At 67.3% G+C, this 17,067-nt stretch carries 13 protein-coding genes; 7 read left to right on the plus strand and 6 right to left on the minus strand.

The window, feature by feature from the left end; translation table 11 throughout:
- The 3 genes from OHB24_RS07030 to OHB24_RS07040 are packed head-to-tail and all read right to left on the minus strand — an operon-like array spanning window position 1 to window position 3,128.
- Window positions 1-1,311, minus strand: coding sequence for an ABC transporter substrate-binding protein (locus OHB24_RS07030; RefSeq protein ID WP_327638125.1), 1,311 nt, complete (start codon window positions 1,309-1,311; stop codon window positions 1-3).
- Between the two features lie 19 nt (window positions 1,312-1,330).
- A complete protein-coding gene (locus OHB24_RS07035) occupies window positions 1,331-2,215 on the minus strand; it encodes a carbohydrate ABC transporter permease (protein ID WP_327638126.1) in 885 nt (294 codons plus the stop codon).
- Window positions 2,205-3,128, minus strand: coding sequence for a carbohydrate ABC transporter permease (locus OHB24_RS07040; RefSeq protein WP_327638127.1), 924 nt, complete (start codon window positions 3,126-3,128; stop codon window positions 2,205-2,207). The genes OHB24_RS07035 and OHB24_RS07040 overlap by 11 nt, the downstream gene beginning before the upstream one ends.
- A 182-nt stretch (window positions 3,129-3,310) precedes the next feature.
- On the opposite strand from OHB24_RS07040, the gene OHB24_RS07045 reads away from it, so the two are divergent.
- Window positions 3,311-5,059 carry a hypothetical protein gene (locus tag OHB24_RS07045; RefSeq protein ID WP_327638128.1) on the plus strand — a complete coding sequence of 583 codons (1,749 nt, stop codon included), beginning with the start codon at window positions 3,311-3,313 and terminating at the stop codon, window positions 5,057-5,059.
- Here the strand turns inward: OHB24_RS07045 and OHB24_RS07050 are convergent, their stop codons facing one another.
- Together OHB24_RS07050 and OHB24_RS07055 are read right to left on the minus strand one after the other, a co-directional pair.
- On the minus strand, window positions 5,060-6,907 hold the full coding sequence (locus OHB24_RS07050; protein ID WP_327638129.1) for a hypothetical protein: 1,848 nt from the start codon (window positions 6,905-6,907) through the stop codon (window positions 5,060-5,062).
- A 21-nt stretch (window positions 6,908-6,928) separates the two neighbouring features.
- On the minus strand, window positions 6,929-9,064 hold the full coding sequence (locus OHB24_RS07055) for a glycosyl hydrolase family 28-related protein (protein WP_327638130.1): 2,136 nt from the start codon (window positions 9,062-9,064) through the stop codon (window positions 6,929-6,931).
- 172 nt (window positions 9,065-9,236) lie between these two features.
- On the opposite strand from OHB24_RS07055, the gene OHB24_RS07060 reads away from it, so the two are divergent.
- The 6 genes from OHB24_RS07060 (at window position 9,237) to OHB24_RS07085 (ending at window position 15,687) form a co-directional block, all read left to right on the plus strand.
- Window positions 9,237-10,265, plus strand: a complete 1,029-nt coding sequence (locus OHB24_RS07060; RefSeq protein WP_327638131.1) for a LacI family DNA-binding transcriptional regulator — start codon at window positions 9,237-9,239, stop codon at window positions 10,263-10,265.
- Complete coding sequence (locus OHB24_RS07065; protein ID WP_327638132.1) at window positions 10,266-11,861, plus strand: FAD-dependent oxidoreductase; 1,596 nt, start codon at window positions 10,266-10,268, stop codon at window positions 11,859-11,861.
- Between the two features lie 14 nt (window positions 11,862-11,875).
- Window positions 11,876-13,129, plus strand: coding sequence for an ABC transporter substrate-binding protein (locus OHB24_RS07070; protein WP_327638133.1), 1,254 nt, complete (start codon window positions 11,876-11,878; stop codon window positions 13,127-13,129).
- On the plus strand, window positions 13,126-14,064 hold the full coding sequence (locus OHB24_RS07075; protein WP_327638134.1) for a carbohydrate ABC transporter permease: 939 nt from the start codon (window positions 13,126-13,128) through the stop codon (window positions 14,062-14,064). Before OHB24_RS07070 ends, OHB24_RS07075 begins: the two co-directional genes overlap by 4 nt.
- Window positions 14,054-14,878, plus strand: coding sequence for a carbohydrate ABC transporter permease (locus tag OHB24_RS07080; protein ID WP_327638135.1), 825 nt, complete (start codon window positions 14,054-14,056; stop codon window positions 14,876-14,878). Before OHB24_RS07075 ends, OHB24_RS07080 begins: the two co-directional genes overlap by 11 nt.
- A gap of 275 nt (window positions 14,879-15,153) precedes the next feature.
- Window positions 15,154-15,687: a dihydrofolate reductase family protein gene (locus tag OHB24_RS07085; RefSeq protein WP_327638136.1), complete on the plus strand. Its 534-nt coding sequence runs from the start codon at window positions 15,154-15,156 to the stop codon at window positions 15,685-15,687.
- Between the two features lie 393 nt (window positions 15,688-16,080).
- Here the strand turns inward: OHB24_RS07085 and hemB are convergent, their stop codons facing one another.
- Window positions 16,081-17,064 carry a porphobilinogen synthase gene (gene hemB / locus OHB24_RS07090; RefSeq protein ID WP_327638137.1) on the minus strand — a complete coding sequence of 328 codons (984 nt, stop codon included), beginning with the start codon at window positions 17,062-17,064 and terminating at the stop codon, window positions 16,081-16,083.
- Window positions 17,065-17,067 lie beyond the last annotated feature (3 nt).

A 17,067-nucleotide genomic window follows, 5' to 3' on the forward strand; every position in this document is an offset into this window, starting at 1 on the left:
CTATTTGAGCTCCCCGTTGACCTCGTCCAGGAACGCCTTGGCCGCCGCCTCCGGCGCCTGCCGCCCGAACAGTACCTCGGTCGTGTACCGCTGGATGATCTTCTCCACCTGGCCGCCACCGACCGGCGGCGCCGGCGACGGGTCGCCGAGATCCTGCTTGATGTCCTGGATGAACTTCGCGGTCGCGGCGTCTTCCGGCTTCAGCTTCGGCGTCACCCCGGCGCGGACCTCGGTGTTCGGCGGCACGCCCCGCTCGGCGAGCAGTACGCCGCCGGCGGCCGGGTTGTTGGCCAGGTAGTTCACGAACTCCGTGGCCTCCTTCTGGTGCTTCGACCGCGCCGAGATCGACCAGAACATCGAGCCCTTGTAGTACGAGCCGTTCTTCGCGGCCTGGCCGTCGGGGCTCGGGATCCGCAGCAGCTTCAGCTGCTGGCCGGTCGCCTTGCTGAAGGCCACCAGCTGGTTGCTCCAGATGAAGCTCATCGCGAGCTTGCCGGTCGCGAACGCCGACTGGTCGAGCGACGCGTTCATGTCCTGCGAGATCGCCTCGGCCGACGGGATCGCCTTCGCGTCGCGGAGCTTCAGGATGTACTTGAAGAAGTCGGTGGTCTTCTCCGGCGAGACGCCGAGCTTGCCGTCCTTCGTCCAGAGCGACTCGCCGTTCTGCCGGGCCCACAGGTTCAGGCCGGCCTCATTGGTACCGAGTGCGCCGGTGCCGGTGACCTTGCCGCCGGTCTTGGTGGTGATCTCCGCGGCCGTCTTGGCGAAGTCGTCCCAGGTCCAGGTCTTGTCGTCCGGGATCGGCACGCCGGCGGTCTTGAAGGCTGCCGGGTTCACGACCACCGCGAACGAGTTGATGCCGGCGTTCAGCCCGTACAGGCCGCCGTCGAACTCACCGGCGCCCAGCGTGTCCGGCTCGAACTTGCCGGTGTCCAGGCCGTCGGCCTTCTTCAGGTCGAGCAGCGCGCCGCGATCGGCGTACTCGCGCAGGTACTTCTCGTCCATCTGGATGATGTCCGGCGCGTCGTTCGCCGCGACCGTGGTGGCGAGCTTGTCCCAGTAGCCGGACCACTCGCCGAACTCGCCCTTGATCGTGACGTTCGGATGGTCCTTCTGGTACGCGTCGATCACCTGCTGGGTGAGCTTCGTCCTGGTGTCCGATCCCCACCAGGTGAATCGGAGCGTGACCTTGCCGCCGTCGGCAGACGACGACGCACCACCGGAGTCGCCGCCGCAGGCGCTCGCCGCCAGCAGCGTGACGGTGACCGCGGCGGCGGTCAGGGCCCGTAGGCCGCGTGGGATGTGCCTCATGAGGTGCACCTTTCAGGGGTTACTTGATGCCGGTGGTCGCGATGCCCTTGATCAGGAACCGCTGGCCGAGCAGGAAGGCGAGGAAGACCGGAACGAGGGACACGACCGACATCGCGAACATCGAGCCCCAGGACGAACTGGAGGTCGAGTCGACGAACGACCGCAGTGCGACCGGGACGGTGTACATGTGCGGGTCGGTCAGGTAGATCAGCTGGCTGAAGAAGTCGTTCCAGGTCCAGATGAACGTGAAGATCGTCGTGGTGGCGAGCGCCGGGACCATCAGCGGAAGGATGATCCTCAGGAAGATCGAGGCCTTGCCGCAGCCGTCGATCCGGGCGGCCTCGTCCAGCTCGCGCGGGATACCGCGGATGAACTGCACCATCAGGAACACGAAGAACGCGTCCGTGGCGAGCAGCTTCGGCACGATCAGCGGCAGCACCGTGTTGATCCAGCCGAGGTTCGAGAACAGGATGTACTGCGGCACGATCACGACGTGGATCGGCAGCATGATGCTCAGCAGCATGATCGCGAACCAGAACTTCTTGCCCGCGAACTCCAACCGGGCGAACGCGTACGCCGCCATCGAGCAGGACACCAGGTTGCCGAGGATCGAACCGAGCACCACGATGCCCGAGTTCAGCAGGTAGCGGGTGAACGGCTCGGTCAGCGCGTTCCAGCCGACCCGGTAGTTCTCGATGTGCAGGTCCTTCACCAGGATCCCGGGATCGCGGAAGATCTCGTTGCCCGGTCGCAGTGAGCTGACCACCATCCAGATCACCGGGTACAGCATCACCAGCGCGGAGCCGGCCAGCAGCACGTGGATCACCAGCGGCCGGATCCTTGCCCAGGTGACGCCGCCGGAGCGCCGGGCGGTGACTGTTGTGCGGAGCGTTTCAGTCGTCATAGAACACCCAGTACTTCGAGGCGAAGAAGTTCGCGGCGGTGAAGACCCCGATGATCACGAGCAGGAACCACGCCATCGCGGAGGCGTAGCCCATGTCGAAGTTCCCGAAGCCCCGGTCGTAGAGGTACAGCGTGAAGAACATCGTCGAGTCCGACGGTCCGCCGCTGCCCCCGGAGACGACGAACGCCTGGGTGAACGACTGGAACGCGTGGATGATCTGCAGCACCAGGTTGAAGAAGATGATCGGCGTCAGCAGCGGCATCGTGATGCTGAAGAACCGCCGCAGCACGCCGGCGCCGTCGACGGACGCGGCCTCGTAGTACATCGTCGGGACCTGCCGCAGACCGGCCAGGAAGATCACCATCGGCGACCCGAAGGTCCAGACGTTCAGTACGACGAGGGTGCCGAGCGCCGTACTCGGGTCGGAGATCCAGCCCTTGCCCTCGATGCCGAACACGTCCAGCACCTGGTTGAGCAGGCCGGTGGTGCCGAACACCTGCCGCCAGAGGATCGCGATCGCGACGCTCGAGCCGAGCAGCGACGGCAGGTAGAACACCGAGCGATAGAACGCCATACCGCGGACGCCGCGGTCGAGTACGACGGCCAGCAGGAGCGCGATCGCCAGCTGCAGCGGGACTGAGACGAACACGTACGTGAACGTCACCTTGAGCGAGTTGTGCAGGCGCTCGTCGGACAGCATCCGGGTGAAGTTCTCCAGGCCGATCCACTTCGGCGCCTGGATCAGGTTGTAGTCCGTGAAGGACAGGTACAGCGAGGCCACCATCGGCCCGATCGTGATCAGGAACAGCCCCAGCAACCACGGCGCCAAGAAGAGGTATCCGGCCAGGTTGTCCTTCTTCTGACCTCCCGGTTTCTTTCCCCTCAGACTGCCCAGCTCGCCCAGCGCACTCATGGTCACCTTCTTCGGAAAGCGCTTGCCTTGGCCCGTCAAAGTAGTACAAGAAACCGGTTCCCGCAAGAGTTCATCGATGTAGGAAACGACCGGATCCGGACCCGCTGCGAGGTATTGACAGGACAAAGTTCCGCCGCGACAGTTCTGAGCATTTGGCAACCGTTTACCGACGGGAGATCCCGATGCTGCGACGTACATTTCTTACCGGTTCGCTGACCACGGTTGCGCTCGGCGCGCTGCATCCAGGTGCGGCTCGTGCTGAGGTAGCAGCCGTGGACGAGGACTTCCTGACCCTGCTGACCGAGGCGAACCGGAAACAGATTCCGCTCGTCCTCGGCAACTTTCAGAACGTTTCCGACAGTGTCCGGACCGTGGCCCGCAAGGCCCGCCGGCTGGTTTCCGGCTATGTCTGGGGAAGGTCGTCGTACCACCACGACGCCACGCTCCTCGGACCGCTCGGCTGGCTGGTCGACCAGCTGGCCGCGCGGCAGCACGAGGACGGCCTGTACGACGTCGGCAACCTGCACTCGCCCCCGGACAGCGCTTTCGCGATCCAGGACGTGTGCACGCTGTACGCACTGCTCGACGCGGACGGCTCTGCGGAGACCGCGTCGATGCGCGCGACGCTGGCCTCGGTGATCAAGAAGGCCGGCCCGGCGTTGGCGAGTGGCGGCGTCCACACGCCGAACCACCGGTGGGAGGTGTCCGCGGCGCTGGCCCGGGCGCACCACTTGTTCCCGGACCGGCGGTACGCGGCGCGGATCGACGACTGGCTCGACGAGGGCATCGACGCGACCCCGGACGGGATCTACAGCGAGCGGAGTTCGACGTACGCCGCCGAGGTGACGAACCCGTGTCTCCTGACGATCGCGTGGCTGCGCGACAAGCCGGCACTGCTGGACTACGTACGGCGGAACCTCGACGTGACGCTGTACTTGCTCGAGCCGAACGGCGAGGTGGACACGACCGCGTCCCGGCGGCAGGACCAGAAGGGCGGGCGGGAGGTCTGGTGGTACCTGACGCAGTTCCGTGAGCTGGCCCTGCACACGCACGACGGCCGGTTCACCACCATTGCCAAGAGCATCGAAGCGCGGGGGACGGGCGAGCTCGGCGACTTCCTGGCGGAGGTGCTCGAGCGACCCGAGCTGTCCGCCGTCCTCCCGACCGCGGCAGCGGCTCCGACGAACTTCGTGCAGCACTACCCGTCGCAGGCCTCGGTCCGGATCCGGCGAGAGGCCAGAACCGCGACGGTGTTCGGTGGCACCGACTTCCACGACCTCCCGCTGATCTCGTCGGGTCTCTCCACGAACCCGACCTTCTTCAAGCTCCGCAACGGCGCGGCGATCCTCGACTCGGTCCGCTTGTCGCCGCAGTTCTTCAGCACCGGGCATTTCCGCAGCGACGGACTCCGCCGGCTGGGTGCGGGTTCCTTCCGCCTGTCCCAAGAGGTCAAGGTTCCGTACCACCTGCCGCTCCCCAAGCGGTACCGTCGCGCGGACGGCCAGTACGCCCTCACACCGGACGGCCGTTTCTACGCGGCGATGGATTTCGGGCACCGGCCGAAGCAGTACCGGACGTTGCGGACCGAGGTGACGGTGACCGAGGTCAGCGGCGGGTACGACCTGGCGTTCGAGTTCGCCGGCGACGAGACGGCGTACGCGATCGAGCTGTGTTTCCGTGCGGGCGGAACGCTTTCCGGCGTCGACGCATTGGATGCTGCGGGCAACTACCAGCTGGCGTCCGGCACCGGGAGCTACACGGTCGGCGCGGAGCGGATCGAGTTCGGCCCGGGGAACGGCGCCGCCCGGGTCGCGATGGACCCGGGCGAGCGCTACACCTACCTGGGCGGCAGCCTCACCCCGGACGGACTCCGCGTGTACCTGACCGGCCGCACGCCGGGCCGCCAGGTGCTACGTCTGCGCACCTCCTGACTACCCGGCCGTCCGCACGACGGTGTCGAGCGAGCCGTCGTGCGGAATCCGGAGTACGTGGACGCGGCGCCGCTGGTCGCGCAGATAGGTCCGCGACGAGGTGCTGAGCGTCGCGGTACGCCGTCCCGACCAGGTGATCGTGATCGTGGCCCGGCCGCGGCGGATCACGATGCCGTCGGCGGTCGCTGTCCGCGTCTCGCCGTACGGCACGACGGTCCCGTCCGAGAAGACCACCTCGTCGCCCGGCTGGAGCACCAGCGGGACCTGCTCGGTCGCGGCGCTCGTCGCGGTCACGCGGCGGCTGACCGAATGCGAGCCGATCACGAGTTCGGTCGACACCGAGCCGTCGGGGGTGCGGTAGCGGACCCGATCCTTCGACGGGTACTCCGCGACCAGGTTGCTCTCGGCATCGGCCTTGCCGTCACGGACCGTGCCCCAGCAGCCGGTCGCGGTCTGCTGCGCGTGGATCACCGTGCCGGCCGTCGGGTGCCACAGGAACCCGGTCCCGGCCTTGACCGCGCTGCCCTGCCGCTCGCCGAAGAACGCGCCGAGATACAGGCCGGGGCGCCGTACATAGAGGTAGTCCTGGTTGCCGTAGTCGTCGTGGCGCCGCTCGGTGAAGTTGTCCCGGCGCAGGTAAGGGATGTTGGCGATCGCGGCTCGCTTGGCGCTCCGGGTCGGCAGCGTCTCGCCGTACGGCGCGTGCGCGATGATGCGTGGCGAGGTGTCCTGCTTGGCCAGCGCCGGCACCGGAGCGGGGTCGGAGGCCCATGCCTGCCGGGTCGCTGCCTTGTCCTCGCGGGAGGTGAAGAAGGCACCGAAGTCCGGTACGGCGGGGACGAAGTGCGAGCCGAGGATGCTCCGGTCCGGGTCCGGGACGATGTCGTCGTAGAAGGCGACCGAGGTCCGGTCGGAGACGGCGTAGTACGTCAGCCAGCCGGAGCCGTCCGGTTCGCGGAGCAGGTTGTAGCCGAACCAGTCGGAGAACTTGCGCGTCATCGAGACCAGCAGCGGGTTCTTGGTCTGCAGGTAGAGCTCGGCCATCTCCGGGAGCATGACCTCGAAGTTGTAGTTGATGTCCATCCCGCGCGGATCGTAGAAGAACCCGGCCGGGCTCTGCGCCCACTTCGCGACGAACCGGATGCGGTCCTGCAGCTTGGTCCAGCGGGCCTGGTCCGGCAACAGTCGCAGGGTGAGCGCCGAGCCCGCGACACCGGCGACGGCCTGGTTCGTGTACTCGAACGGGTCGTCCCAGACGACCGAGTTGCCCGGGTCCAGGTACCAGTCGACGCCCTTGCGCAGGGCACCTTCCAGTTGGGTCCGCCTTGTCGGCAGGGCACGGGCCTGACGAAGGTTCGCCAGGGTCTTGGCGAGGTAGCCGATGCCGAAACCGCTGGACGCCTTTCCGCGCTCGCCCGGGGAGTACTCCGGCCACGAGCCGTCCGGATTCTGCAGCGACAGGTAGTGCTGCAGGGCTGCGTCGAGCCGGCCGAGCAGTGCGTTGTCGCGGTAGTACGGGTTCCAGGCTCGCTTGTTCGCATAGAACCAGCTCAGCGTGAAAACGTGTTCCTGAACGCGCGAGTTGAACGGTTGCGACGGCGTACGCCACCAGCCGCCGCCCATGAATCCGTACGGATCGGTGTCGAGGATGTCGTTCGTCATCGGCGCGAGGATCACCAGGTACCCCGCGAACCGCTGCTCCCCCGGCGCGAACAGCCGCCGATCGGGTGCTCCGGCCGGCAGGTTCGCCAACAGTGAAAGACCGGCAGCCCGAGCCGGTGCCGACATCATCGCGGGCGCAAGCCCGGCGGCGGCGCCGAGCAGGACAGTACGACGTTTGACGTGCATGACTGAACTCCTGAAGTAGTTTCAGCGGATAGTGAGAACGGCGAACTCGGGATCGGGCACACTGCGGCCGCTCCGGACGTCGGTGACCGCGGCGCCCCACTGGGTGAACTCGGGGGTCTTGTCGCGGTAGCCGCGGGTGCCGCGGAAAACGATGTCGTGGCAGTTCCGGAGGCCGACGCCGTACGGGTAGGGGCCGAGAACGGTGGCGACGCGGAAGAGGACGGAGTTGGCGAAGAGCAAGTGCTGACAGCGGTCGAGCTCGACTGCCTGCGACTGCCAGCCGTAGATGTGGTCCTCGGTCTGGAGGCCGAAGAACTGCCAGCCGGACACCTGTCGGAGAACGACCTCGCGATGCTGGTGGTGCTCGATCGAGAGCTCGTACGCCGAGGTCGGCACGGACGAGGACTCGACGAGCAGCCCGTTGTCGGCCCACCCGTTCGAGCTCCAGATGTTCGACAGCACTCCCCCGCCACCGCGAACCCAGATGCCGTACTTGTGCTTCCCCTTGTACGTGTAGCCGGGATCGCCACCAGGTACGTCGTCCGGATGCCACTTCACGAACTGGGTTCCGATATCGGCGAGGTACGACCCGCGCTCCGATCGCCAGCTGATGTTCACCGCGCCCGGAGTGTTCCGGGCCGTGTCGAGACCGAGGCCGTGGACGATGTTGCGTCCGCCGAGCGGTGTTTCGACCAGAGCCCGCGGTCGATCCGGATCACCGAAGTACGGCGTACCGTCCGGGGTGCGCAGCCACGTCTGGCGAGGGTGCAGGCCGATCAGGTTCGTGTGCTGGCGAAGACGCAGCGTCCCGGCAAGCATGTACTCGCCGATCGGTACGAAAACGTTTTCGTGCCGGTCAACAGCTGCTTGGAAGACGGGAAGGTCGTCACCGCCCGCACCGATGGTCCGACCCATCCGGGCAGCCACGTCGGCGACGCTGACCCAGGTGGACACGCTCGGCAGCGCAGGCACATCGGTCGTCAGCACGTCACGATCGGGAGTCCTCTGCGACATCGCCACACCTTCGGCACGAGCCTCGCGCGCCGACAGCGCATCGGTGATCCGCAGGCCGTAATTGAGGTCGATACCGCCGTCGCGGGCCGACGTACGACGACCGCTCTGCGCGAGCGTGAGGACGGTCGGAGTCCGGCGTACGACGCTGTTCACCAGGTTGAGCTGGTTGCTGTTGCGGATCCGCGGATCGGTAGCTCCGGGCAACTGATCGCTGTCGTTCATGACGATGCCCTCGGCAACGTCTTCGAGAACACAGCCGTGCAGGTAGAGGTGCAGGAACTGGGCAGGAACGCACTCGACCCCACGCGGTACGCCGGCCAGAACCGTGCGGACGAGCACCAGCTTGGCGTCGTTGTTCGTACGGATCGCGGTCTCCCGCTGACCGGTGAAGCGACAGTCGAGCACGGTGGTCGGCCACCCGGCCGAGGCGGCGTACGCGTTGAAGCCGACAGCCCCGCCGCGGACGCGGACCCGCTGGATCAGGTTCGCGTTGTGGTCGATCCCGGCCCAGCCGTCGCCGACGTCCAGGTCGAGGTCCTGCAGCAGGCACAGTTGCGCGCCACCGAACCGGACCGCGATCGCCCGCGGATTGCCCGGGCCGATGGCGACGTCCACATTGATCAGACCGGAGCCGAACGTGTCGTTGTTCGCGTAGCTGACGGGCCCTCCGACGGGACGACGGCGGAACGAGAAGACATCGCGCGGCACGGAACCGGCGTACCCGGGACTGTTCGGCGCGAGCACGAAGCGCGGACGCCGGCGGCCGAACCCGATGATCCGCACCGAGTCGTGGACGTCGATCGGCGCCGACAGGCTGTAGGTCCCGGGCGGCACGAAAACCACGCCGCCGCCGTCACCGAGCGGGAAGTCGCGGGCACCGCCCAGGATGTCGCCGAGCTTGTTGGCGATGCCCCGGCGGGACGCCTCGTCGACCGCCGACTGTAGTGCTTGCGTCGCGTCCGCGCCGACCTCGAAGCCCGGTGAGCCGAGCACGACCGCGGTCGGATCCGGCGGGCAGGCGTCGTACGCCGATCCGAAGCCGAGGGTCTCCGGATGGGCGGCGGCCGACTGGATTCCGGCCCGGACGAACGGGGTGGCGACGGCGGCAGCAGCCAGGCCGGTGAAGTGGCGGCGACTCAGCATGAACGCTCTCCTCGCAACGATCGGAACAGCGGCGAGTTTTCTGCGCCGGACCGACCGTGGTCAAGACCTTGGCTTTGGTAATCCGGATTAGCAGCCGAAGCGAACCCTTGACGACGATCCGGGAGCTGTTCTAATGTCCCCGGCAATCCGTATTACCGCGAAGGATCGATCGATGCCCGACAAGGCGACCACCCGACTCACCCAACGCGACATCGCGCGACTGGCGAAGGTCAGCCAGACGACGGTGTCGCTGGTGCTGAACAACCGCAGCGAGGCGACCGCGCGGATCCCGGCCGAGACCCGCGACCGGGTGCTCAAGGTGATCCGCGAGACCGGCTACCAGGCCGATCCGCTGGCCCGCCGGATGACGAAGCAGCGCAACCAGATCCTCGGCGTGTTCACCTACGAGTCGGTGTTCCCGAGTGCGAGCGGCGACTTCTACCACCCGTTCCTGGCCGGCATCGAGGACCGCGCCGAACGCCTCGGGTGGGATCTGCTGCTGTTCACCAGCGCCCCGGTGACCGACGGGCACCGGCGGATCTTCCACGAGAACAACCGGCTCCGGATCGCCGACGGCTGCCTGCTGCTCGGGCGCGAGATTCCGTCCGACGAACTGGCCCGGCTGATCGCCGAGGACTACCCGTTCGTCTCGGTCGGCCGCCGCGACGACGCCGGCGCCCCGGTGCCGTACGTCGGTGCCGACTACGGCGCCGCCACGCGGACCGTCGCGGAACGGGCCCGGGACCTCGGCCACCGGCGGATCGCCTTCGTCGGGCTCGGTATCGGCGCCGAGTCGTCGGCCGACCGGCTCCGGGGCTTCCGCGAGGCGGCCGGCCCGCGTGCACCCCATGTACCGACCGTCGATCGTTCGCCCGGCGAGGTGCTCGACGACCTGCTGGATCGGCGCATCACCGCCGCATTCGTCGAGGAGCGGGCCGACGCGATCGCGCTGTACGCCGCAGCGGCCGAGCGCGGCGTCGACGTACCGGGCGACCTGTCCGTGGTCGCGCTCGGTGACTCGACGCGGCCTGCCGCGAGCGATCTCGACTTCACGGGCTTCCACGTTCCACGGCGAGCCATGGGCGTACGCGCGGTGGAGCTGCTGGAGGCGGTCCTCAGCGGGACCTCCACCGAGCAGCAACTGCTGCTCCCCTGCGAGCTGACCGACGGAATCACACTCACTCCACCCAAAGGTGCCTGAATGCATACCGATGTACTTGTGATCGGCGGCGGACTCGGCGGCGTCGCCGCGGCTCTCGCCGCGCTGCGTGCCGGTCGCTCGGTGATCCTGACCGAGGAGTTCGACTGGCTCGGCGGGCAGTTGACCAGCCAGGCGGTCCCGCCGGACGAGCACACCTGGGTCGAACAGTTCGGCGTCACGGCGTCGTACCGGACGCTGCGCAACGGGATCCGTGACTACTACCGCCGCCACTACCCGCTGACCGCAGCGTCGCGGGCTTCAGCGAACCTCAATCCAGGTGCCGGGTATGTGTCCAAGCTCTGCCACGAACCGCGCGTCGCGCTCGCCGTCCTAGAGTCCATGCTCGCCCCCTACCGAGCCAGTCGCAGGCTTCAGGTCCTGCAGCCGTACCAGCCCGTGGCCGCGGACACCGACGGCGATCGTGTCACCGCGGTCACCGTGCAGCATCGCGACACCGAGGAACGGCTGACGCTGACCGCGCCGTACGTCCTCGATGCGACGGAGACCGGTGAACTGCTGCCGCTGACCGGGACCGAGTACGTGACCGGGTTCGAGGCGCAGGGCGAGACCGGCGAGCCGAGCGCTCCGGCCGAGGCGCAGCCGCTGAACATGCAGGCGGTGTCGTACTGCTTCGCGGTCGATCACGTGGAGGGGGACCAGGTCGGGGACAAGCCGGCGAACTACGCGTTCTGGCGGAACTACCAGCCGTCGTTCTGGGGCGATCGTCTGCTGTCCTGGACCGCACCGAATCCCCGGACGCTGGAGAGCTCGCAGCGGACGTTCACCCCCAACCCCGACGACGACCCGCTCGCAGTGGTCGCGGACCAGCGGCGGACGGGCGGCGACACGAACCTGTGGACGTTCCGCCGGATCGCGGCCCGCCGGCACTTCGTCCCGGGTACGTACGAGAGCGACGTCTGCCTGGTGAACTGGCCGATGATCGACTACTTCGAGGGCCCGGTCATCGACGTACCGGATGCCGCGAAGCATCTCGCGGCGGCGCGCGAACTCTCTCAATCCGTTCTCTACTGGTTGCAGACCGAGGCACCACGGCCTGACGGCGGCACCGGCTTCTCCGGGCTGCGGTTGCGAGGCGATCTGGTCGGCTCCGCGGACGGTCTGGCGCAGGCGCCGTACATCCGCGAATCCCGGCGGATCAAGGCGGAGTACACGATCGTCGAGCAGGACCTCTCGGTCGCCGTCCGCGGCGCGCAGGGGGCGGTCGAGTACGACGACAGCGTCGGCGTCGGCATGTACCGGATCGACCTGCACCCCTCGACCGGCGGCGACAACTACATCGACGTGGCCAGCAGCCCGTTCCGGATCCCGCTCGGCGCGCTCATCCCGCAGCGCGTGGAGAACCTGCTGCCCGCGAACAAGAACCTCGGCACCACGCACATCACCAACGGCTGCTACCGGCTGCATCCCGTCGAGTGGAACATCGGCGAGTCCGCCGGCGCGCTCGCGGCGTTCTGCCTCGACCGCGGCACCGCCCCGCGCGCAGTCCGCAACACCCCTGCTCTGCTCGCCGAGTTCCAGGACGTTCTGGTTGCTCAGGGCATCGAACTCGCCTGGCCAGACGTCACTGGCTACTGATGGAGGACTGACCGATGAAACTCCGTTCCCTGACAGCGGCCGGTGTGGCCGCTGCTCTCCTCGCCCTCGCGGGCTGCGGCGGCTCGTCCGACGGCGACTCCGGCTCCTCGGGCCCGGTGGATCTGCGGATGACGATCTGGAGCGCCAACGCCAAGCATCTGGCGTTGTTCGACCAGATCGCCGCCGATTACAAGAAGGACCATCCCGAGATCGGCAAGATCACCTTCGAGTCGATCCCGTTCGACAGCTACACGACCACCCTGACCACGCAGATCGGCGGCGGCAACGTGCCGGACCTGGCGTGGATCCTGGAGAGCACCGCCCCGGACTTCGTCGGTTCGGGCGCGCTCGAACCGATCGACAAGGACGCCGACCTGGTGCCGAGTACGACGACCAACTGGGAGAAGGACGGCAAGCTCTACGCGTACCCGTTCTCCACCTCGCCGCTGGGGGTGTTCGTGAACACCGACCTGGTGAAAGCGGCGGGGCGGCCGGCTCCGGCCCAGCAGATCGCGTCCGGGACCTGGACCTGGGAGGAGGCCGCCAAGACCGCTTCCGCCGTACAGGCCCGTGGGAAGGGCGGGGTCGTGGTCGGTGACTTCGACTACAAGGGCTGGGACACGCTGAACTCGATCTGGTCCGGGTGGGGCGCACGGCCGTGGAGCGAGGACGGCAAGACCTGCGGCTTCGACCAACCTGAGATGGTCGACGCGATGACGTTCATCCACAAGCTGATCTTCACCGACAAGGGCATGCCGGGCCCGGGCGTGACGAAGGACTTCTACGCCGGCGACTCGGCGATGATCCTGACCCAGATCAGCCGCGCGGCGCTGCTCGAGAAGTCCAAGTTCAAGTGGGACCTGGTGCCGCTGCCCAAGGGTCCGTCGGGTGAGTACTCCGTCGTCGGGCAGGCCGGGATCGGGGTCTTCAAGCGCGGCAAGCACGCCGACGCGGCCAAGCAGTTCCTGGCCTACTTCAGCAACGCGGAGAACTCGGCCAAGCTCGCCCAGTTCTTCCCACCGCCGCGGAAGTCGCAACTGAACGCCGCGACGCTGGCCAAGGCCAACCCGTTGCTCAAACCAGCCCAGCTGCAGAGTGTCGTCATCGACGGCATCCAGCGCGGCGACATCAAGACCAGCCATACCGGGTACGCCGAGCTGCAGCAGACCGTCCGTGCCGCCCTCGACCCGCTGTGGAAGCCTGACGCCGACGTGAAGACGGTGATGTCCGGCGTCTGCTCGAAGATCAACCCCCTGCTGGCGAAATGACCTTGCTCCTCGACAAGCCGGCGCCTCCCCAGGCGCCGGCGGAGCGTGCGCCGTACTGGACGATGCGGCGGCGGGACACCTTGGCCGGATGGCTGATGGTCCTGCCGCAGCTCGCCGGGATCGTTGCCTTCGTCATCGTTCCGCTCGGGCTGGTGGTCTGGTACAGCGTGCACGAGTGGAACGTGCTGGGCGGGACGTTCGAGTTCGTCGGCGGTGACAACTACGCGGCGCTGGCCGACGACCAGCGCCTCGGTCCGGTGCTCAGGGCAACAGGTTTGTTCTCGGCCGGGCTGGTGGTGCTGAACCTCAGCCTGGCACTGTTCCTCGCCGTACTGCTGAACCAGAAACTCCGCGGAACCGTCGTTTTCCGGACGCTGTTCTTCTCGCCGGTCGTGGTGACGCTGGTCGCCTGGACGATCGTGTGGGGGTTCCTGCTGCAGGACAACGGCGGTCTGAACGGGTTCCTGGACCTGCTCGGGATCGACGGGCCGAACTGGCTGCGATCCGGCGGTACGGCGATGGTGTCGGTGATCGTGGTCCAGCTGTTCAAGAACGTCGGCCTCAACATGGTGCTGTTCCTCGCCGCGTTGCAAGGCGTTCCGGCCGAGCTGTACGAGGCGGCCCGGATCGACGGCGCGTCCGCATGGGCCAGGTTCCGTCGGGTCACCGTGCCACTGATCAGTCCGACGATCCTGCTGACGATGATCCTGACCATCGTCGGCTCGCTGCAGGTGTTCGCGCAGATCGCCGTACTGACCCAAGGTGGGCCTGAGACGTCGACGACCGTGCTCGTCTACTACCTGTACCAGCAGGCGTTCCAGTTCCATCACTTCGGGTACGGCTCGGCGCTGTCGCTGCTGCTGTTCCTCATCGTCCTGGTGCTGACGGTGATCCAGTGGCAGATGCGGAAGAAGTGGGTGTTCCATGAGGCTTAAGCTGCTGATCTACGGCGTACTGCTGGTGTGTTGTGTGCCGTTCGTGTTCCCGATCTGGTGGATGGCGACGACGTCGCTGAAGCCGGTGGCCGAGATCTTCGCGTTCCCGCCGTCGTTGCTGCCGGGATCGCCGACGCTGGACGCCTATCGCCAGGTGTTCGAGCTGCAGCCGTTCGGACGGCAGTACCTGAACAGCCTCTACATCGCGCTGGTCGTCACCGTCGGGACGCTGGCGGTGTCGGCGCTCGCCGGGTACGCGTTCGCGCGGGTCAAGTTCCGCGGCGCCGGGGTGGTGTTCGTCGTCGTACTCAGCGGGCTGCTGGTGCCGAACGAGGTGACGATCATCCCGCTCTACCGGATGTTCGACGCGTTCGGGCTGGTGGACACCCATTGGCCGCTGATCCTGATCCCGATGCTCGGTGCGCCGAGCGTGCTGGCGACGTTCATCATGCGGCAGTTCTTCATCACGCTGCCGATGGAGCTCGAGGAGGCCGGCCGCGTCGACGGGCTGGGCCGCTTCGGTCTCTTCTGGCGCGTATCCCTCCCGCTGGCCCGGCCGGCGATCGGCGCGGTGTCGATCTTCACCTTCCTGCACAGCTGGAACCTCTACCTCGAGCCGATCGTGTTCCTCTCCTCGAAGCAGAAGTTCACCGTCCCCCAGGCCCTCACCCAGTACGTCGACGCCTACGGCGGCCCCATGTGGAACACCCAACTCGCCGCCGCAACCCTCTCCGCCCTCCCCGTCCTCATCATCTTCGTCCTCGCCCAACGCCAATTCGTAGAAGGCCTCGCCCAAACCGGCCTGAAGGGCTAGAGGCTGGCGAGGGGCCACCAGTTGTCGGGTTGGTGTCATCCGCAGGAGGACAGGAAGTGTCACTTGGCTCGGTAGTGCACCTGAGCGTGAACGTGTTCGTGCGTACAGCGTCTCGCAGGTGCACTACCTGTCGAGCTGCCGATCACCTGGCCCCGAGAAGCCGCGCCGCCCGGCGAAGCAACTGATGCCGGCCCGTTGGCATATGTCACCACTAGCTGCAACACAGCACCCGCACGTCGAAGGTCATCGGAGGCCGCGTTGGGCAGTCGTGGAAAATGGTGGTTGTGAGCTTTCATGCTGCTGCCTTCATCGCCACCAGCCTCGACGGGTACATCGCGCGCGCCGACGGGTCCATCGACTGGCTCACCAGCCGGGCCGAGCACGCCGGAGAGACCGGGTACGACGAGTTCCTGGCCTCGGTGGACACCGTCGTACTCGGACGCAACACGTACCAGCTGGCCTGCACGTTCGACAGCTGGCCGTACGAAGGCAAGCAGGTCGAGGTCCTGAGCACCACGCTCGACCCCGAAACCGACGACCGCATCCTCGTCCACCGCACCCTGGACGCCCTCGTCGAGACCCTCAACGACCGCGGCGCCCAACGCATCTACACCGACGGCGCCGCCACCATCCAGACCTTCCTCACCGCGGGCCTCCTCAACGAACTAACCATCACCACCGCCCCCGTCCTCCTGGGCAACGGCATCCCCCTCTTCGGCCCGGTCCCCACCGAAATCCCCCTGACCCACAACGCCACCCGCACCCTGAAAGCCGGCTTCACCCAATCCGACTACTCGGTCGTGCGCTGAAGTCGGAAGAGCCGGGGTTATCCCCTCGCGTGCAGGGTTCTCCCCTCGTACAGCAGTAGAGAACCCACAACGCGAGGGGATAACCCGTCGTCTGCTCGACGCGGGGGCGGGGTGACCGGGCGGTACGACAGCAGGCGGGCGACGGTGGGGCGTGGGGACAGGATCTGGTGACTGGGGACAGGCAATACTCACTGGTGCTCTACCTGTCGACCTTGCACGCGATCGGCCGACTCGACGGCCGCATGGGATTGAGCCGACGGTCGTGGTGGGTGGAGACAGGAAGCGGTGAGTGGAGACAGAACTTGGTGGGTCGGGACCTGCTATTTCTTATGCAAGCCCACCAGGTGAGGTGCCAGGCCCCCGCTGCCCGCGCCGTTCGTCGCTTCTGGGCGGTCAGCGGTAGTGCAACTGCTGGGCGACCTCGGTGGCCCAGTAGGTGAGGATGGTGTCGGCGCCGGCTCGGCGGATCGAGGTGAGGGTTTCGAGGATGGCCTTGTCGCGGTCGATCCAGCCGTTGGCGGCGGCGGCCTCGACCATCGCGTACTCGCCGGAGATGTTGTACGCCGCGACCGGGACGTTCACGTGGTCGCGGATCTGGCGGAGGATGTCCAGGTACGGCAGCGCGGGCTTGACCATCACGATGTCGGCGCCCTCGGCGATGTCGAGGTCGACCTCGCGGATCGCGTCGCGGGCGTTCGCGTTGTCCTGCTGGTAGGTCTTGCGGTCACCGGTCAGCGACGAGTCGACGGCCTCGCGGAACGGCCCGAAGAACGCCGACGCGTACTTCACGGCGTACGCCATGATCACCGTGTCGATGAATCCGGCCGCGTCCAGCGCCGTACGAACGACCCCGACCTGACCGTCCATCATCCCGGACGGACCGACGACGTGCGCACCGGCGGTGGCCTGCGCGACGCCCATCTCGGCATACAGCGCAAGGGTCGCGTCGTTGTCCACGCGCCCGGCGGAATCCAGTACGCCGCAGTGGCCGTGGGACGTGAACTCGTCCAGGCACAGGTCCGACATCACCAGCAACGCGTCACCGGCCTCGGACACCGCGTCCCGGATCGCGACGTTCAGAATCCCGTTCGGGTCCAACGCGCCGGACCCGACCTCGTCCTTCGACGACGGTACGCCGAACAGCATCACTCCGCCGAGCCCGAGCTGCGCCGCCTCGGCGATCGCCTTCCGCGCCGTGTCCCGGGTGTGCTGTACGACGCCCGGCATCGACTTGATCGCGATCGGCTCGCGCGCGTCTTCCCGGATGAACATCGGCAGAATCAGCTGCCGCGGCTCCAGCGAGGTCTCCGCGACCAGCCTGCGCACTGCCTCCGACGACCTCAGCCGCCGTGGCCTCACTTCCGGGAATCCAGGCATTTC

Origin of the sequence: Kribbella sp. NBC_00482, assembly GCF_036013725.1 — a bacterium.
Taxonomy (GTDB): domain Bacteria; phylum Actinomycetota; class Actinomycetes; order Propionibacteriales; family Kribbellaceae; genus Kribbella.

Coding starts and splice junctions, on each gene's coding strand:
- OHB24_RS07040 (WP_327638127.1), bottom strand. CDS start 3,128: ATGAGTGCGCTGGGCGAGCTGGGCAGTCTGAGGGGAAAGAAACCGGGA.
- OHB24_RS07050 (WP_327638129.1), bottom strand. CDS start 6,907: ATGCACGTCAAACGTCGTACTGTCCTGCTCGGCGCCGCCGCCGGGCTT.
- OHB24_RS07085 (WP_327638136.1), top strand. CDS start 15,154: ATGGTGGTTGTGAGCTTTCATGCTGCTGCCTTCATCGCCACCAGCCTC.
- OHB24_RS07080 (WP_327638135.1), top strand. CDS start 14,054: ATGAGGCTTAAGCTGCTGATCTACGGCGTACTGCTGGTGTGTTGTGTG.
- hemB (WP_327638137.1), bottom strand. CDS start 17,064: ATGCCTGGATTCCCGGAAGTGAGGCCACGGCGGCTGAGGTCGTCGGAG.
- OHB24_RS07035 (WP_327638126.1), bottom strand. CDS start 2,215: ATGACGACTGAAACGCTCCGCACAACAGTCACCGCCCGGCGCTCCGGC.
- OHB24_RS07060 (WP_327638131.1), top strand. CDS start 9,237: ATGCCCGACAAGGCGACCACCCGACTCACCCAACGCGACATCGCGCGA.
- OHB24_RS07045 (WP_327638128.1), top strand. CDS start 3,311: ATGCTGCGACGTACATTTCTTACCGGTTCGCTGACCACGGTTGCGCTC.
- OHB24_RS07030 (WP_327638125.1), bottom strand. CDS start 1,311: ATGAGGCACATCCCACGCGGCCTACGGGCCCTGACCGCCGCCGCGGTC.
- OHB24_RS07070 (WP_327638133.1), top strand. CDS start 11,876: ATGAAACTCCGTTCCCTGACAGCGGCCGGTGTGGCCGCTGCTCTCCTC.
- OHB24_RS07075 (WP_327638134.1), top strand. CDS start 13,126: ATGACCTTGCTCCTCGACAAGCCGGCGCCTCCCCAGGCGCCGGCGGAG.
- OHB24_RS07065 (WP_327638132.1), top strand. CDS start 10,266: ATGCATACCGATGTACTTGTGATCGGCGGCGGACTCGGCGGCGTCGCC.
- OHB24_RS07055 (WP_327638130.1), bottom strand. CDS start 9,064: ATGCTGAGTCGCCGCCACTTCACCGGCCTGGCTGCTGCCGCCGTCGCC.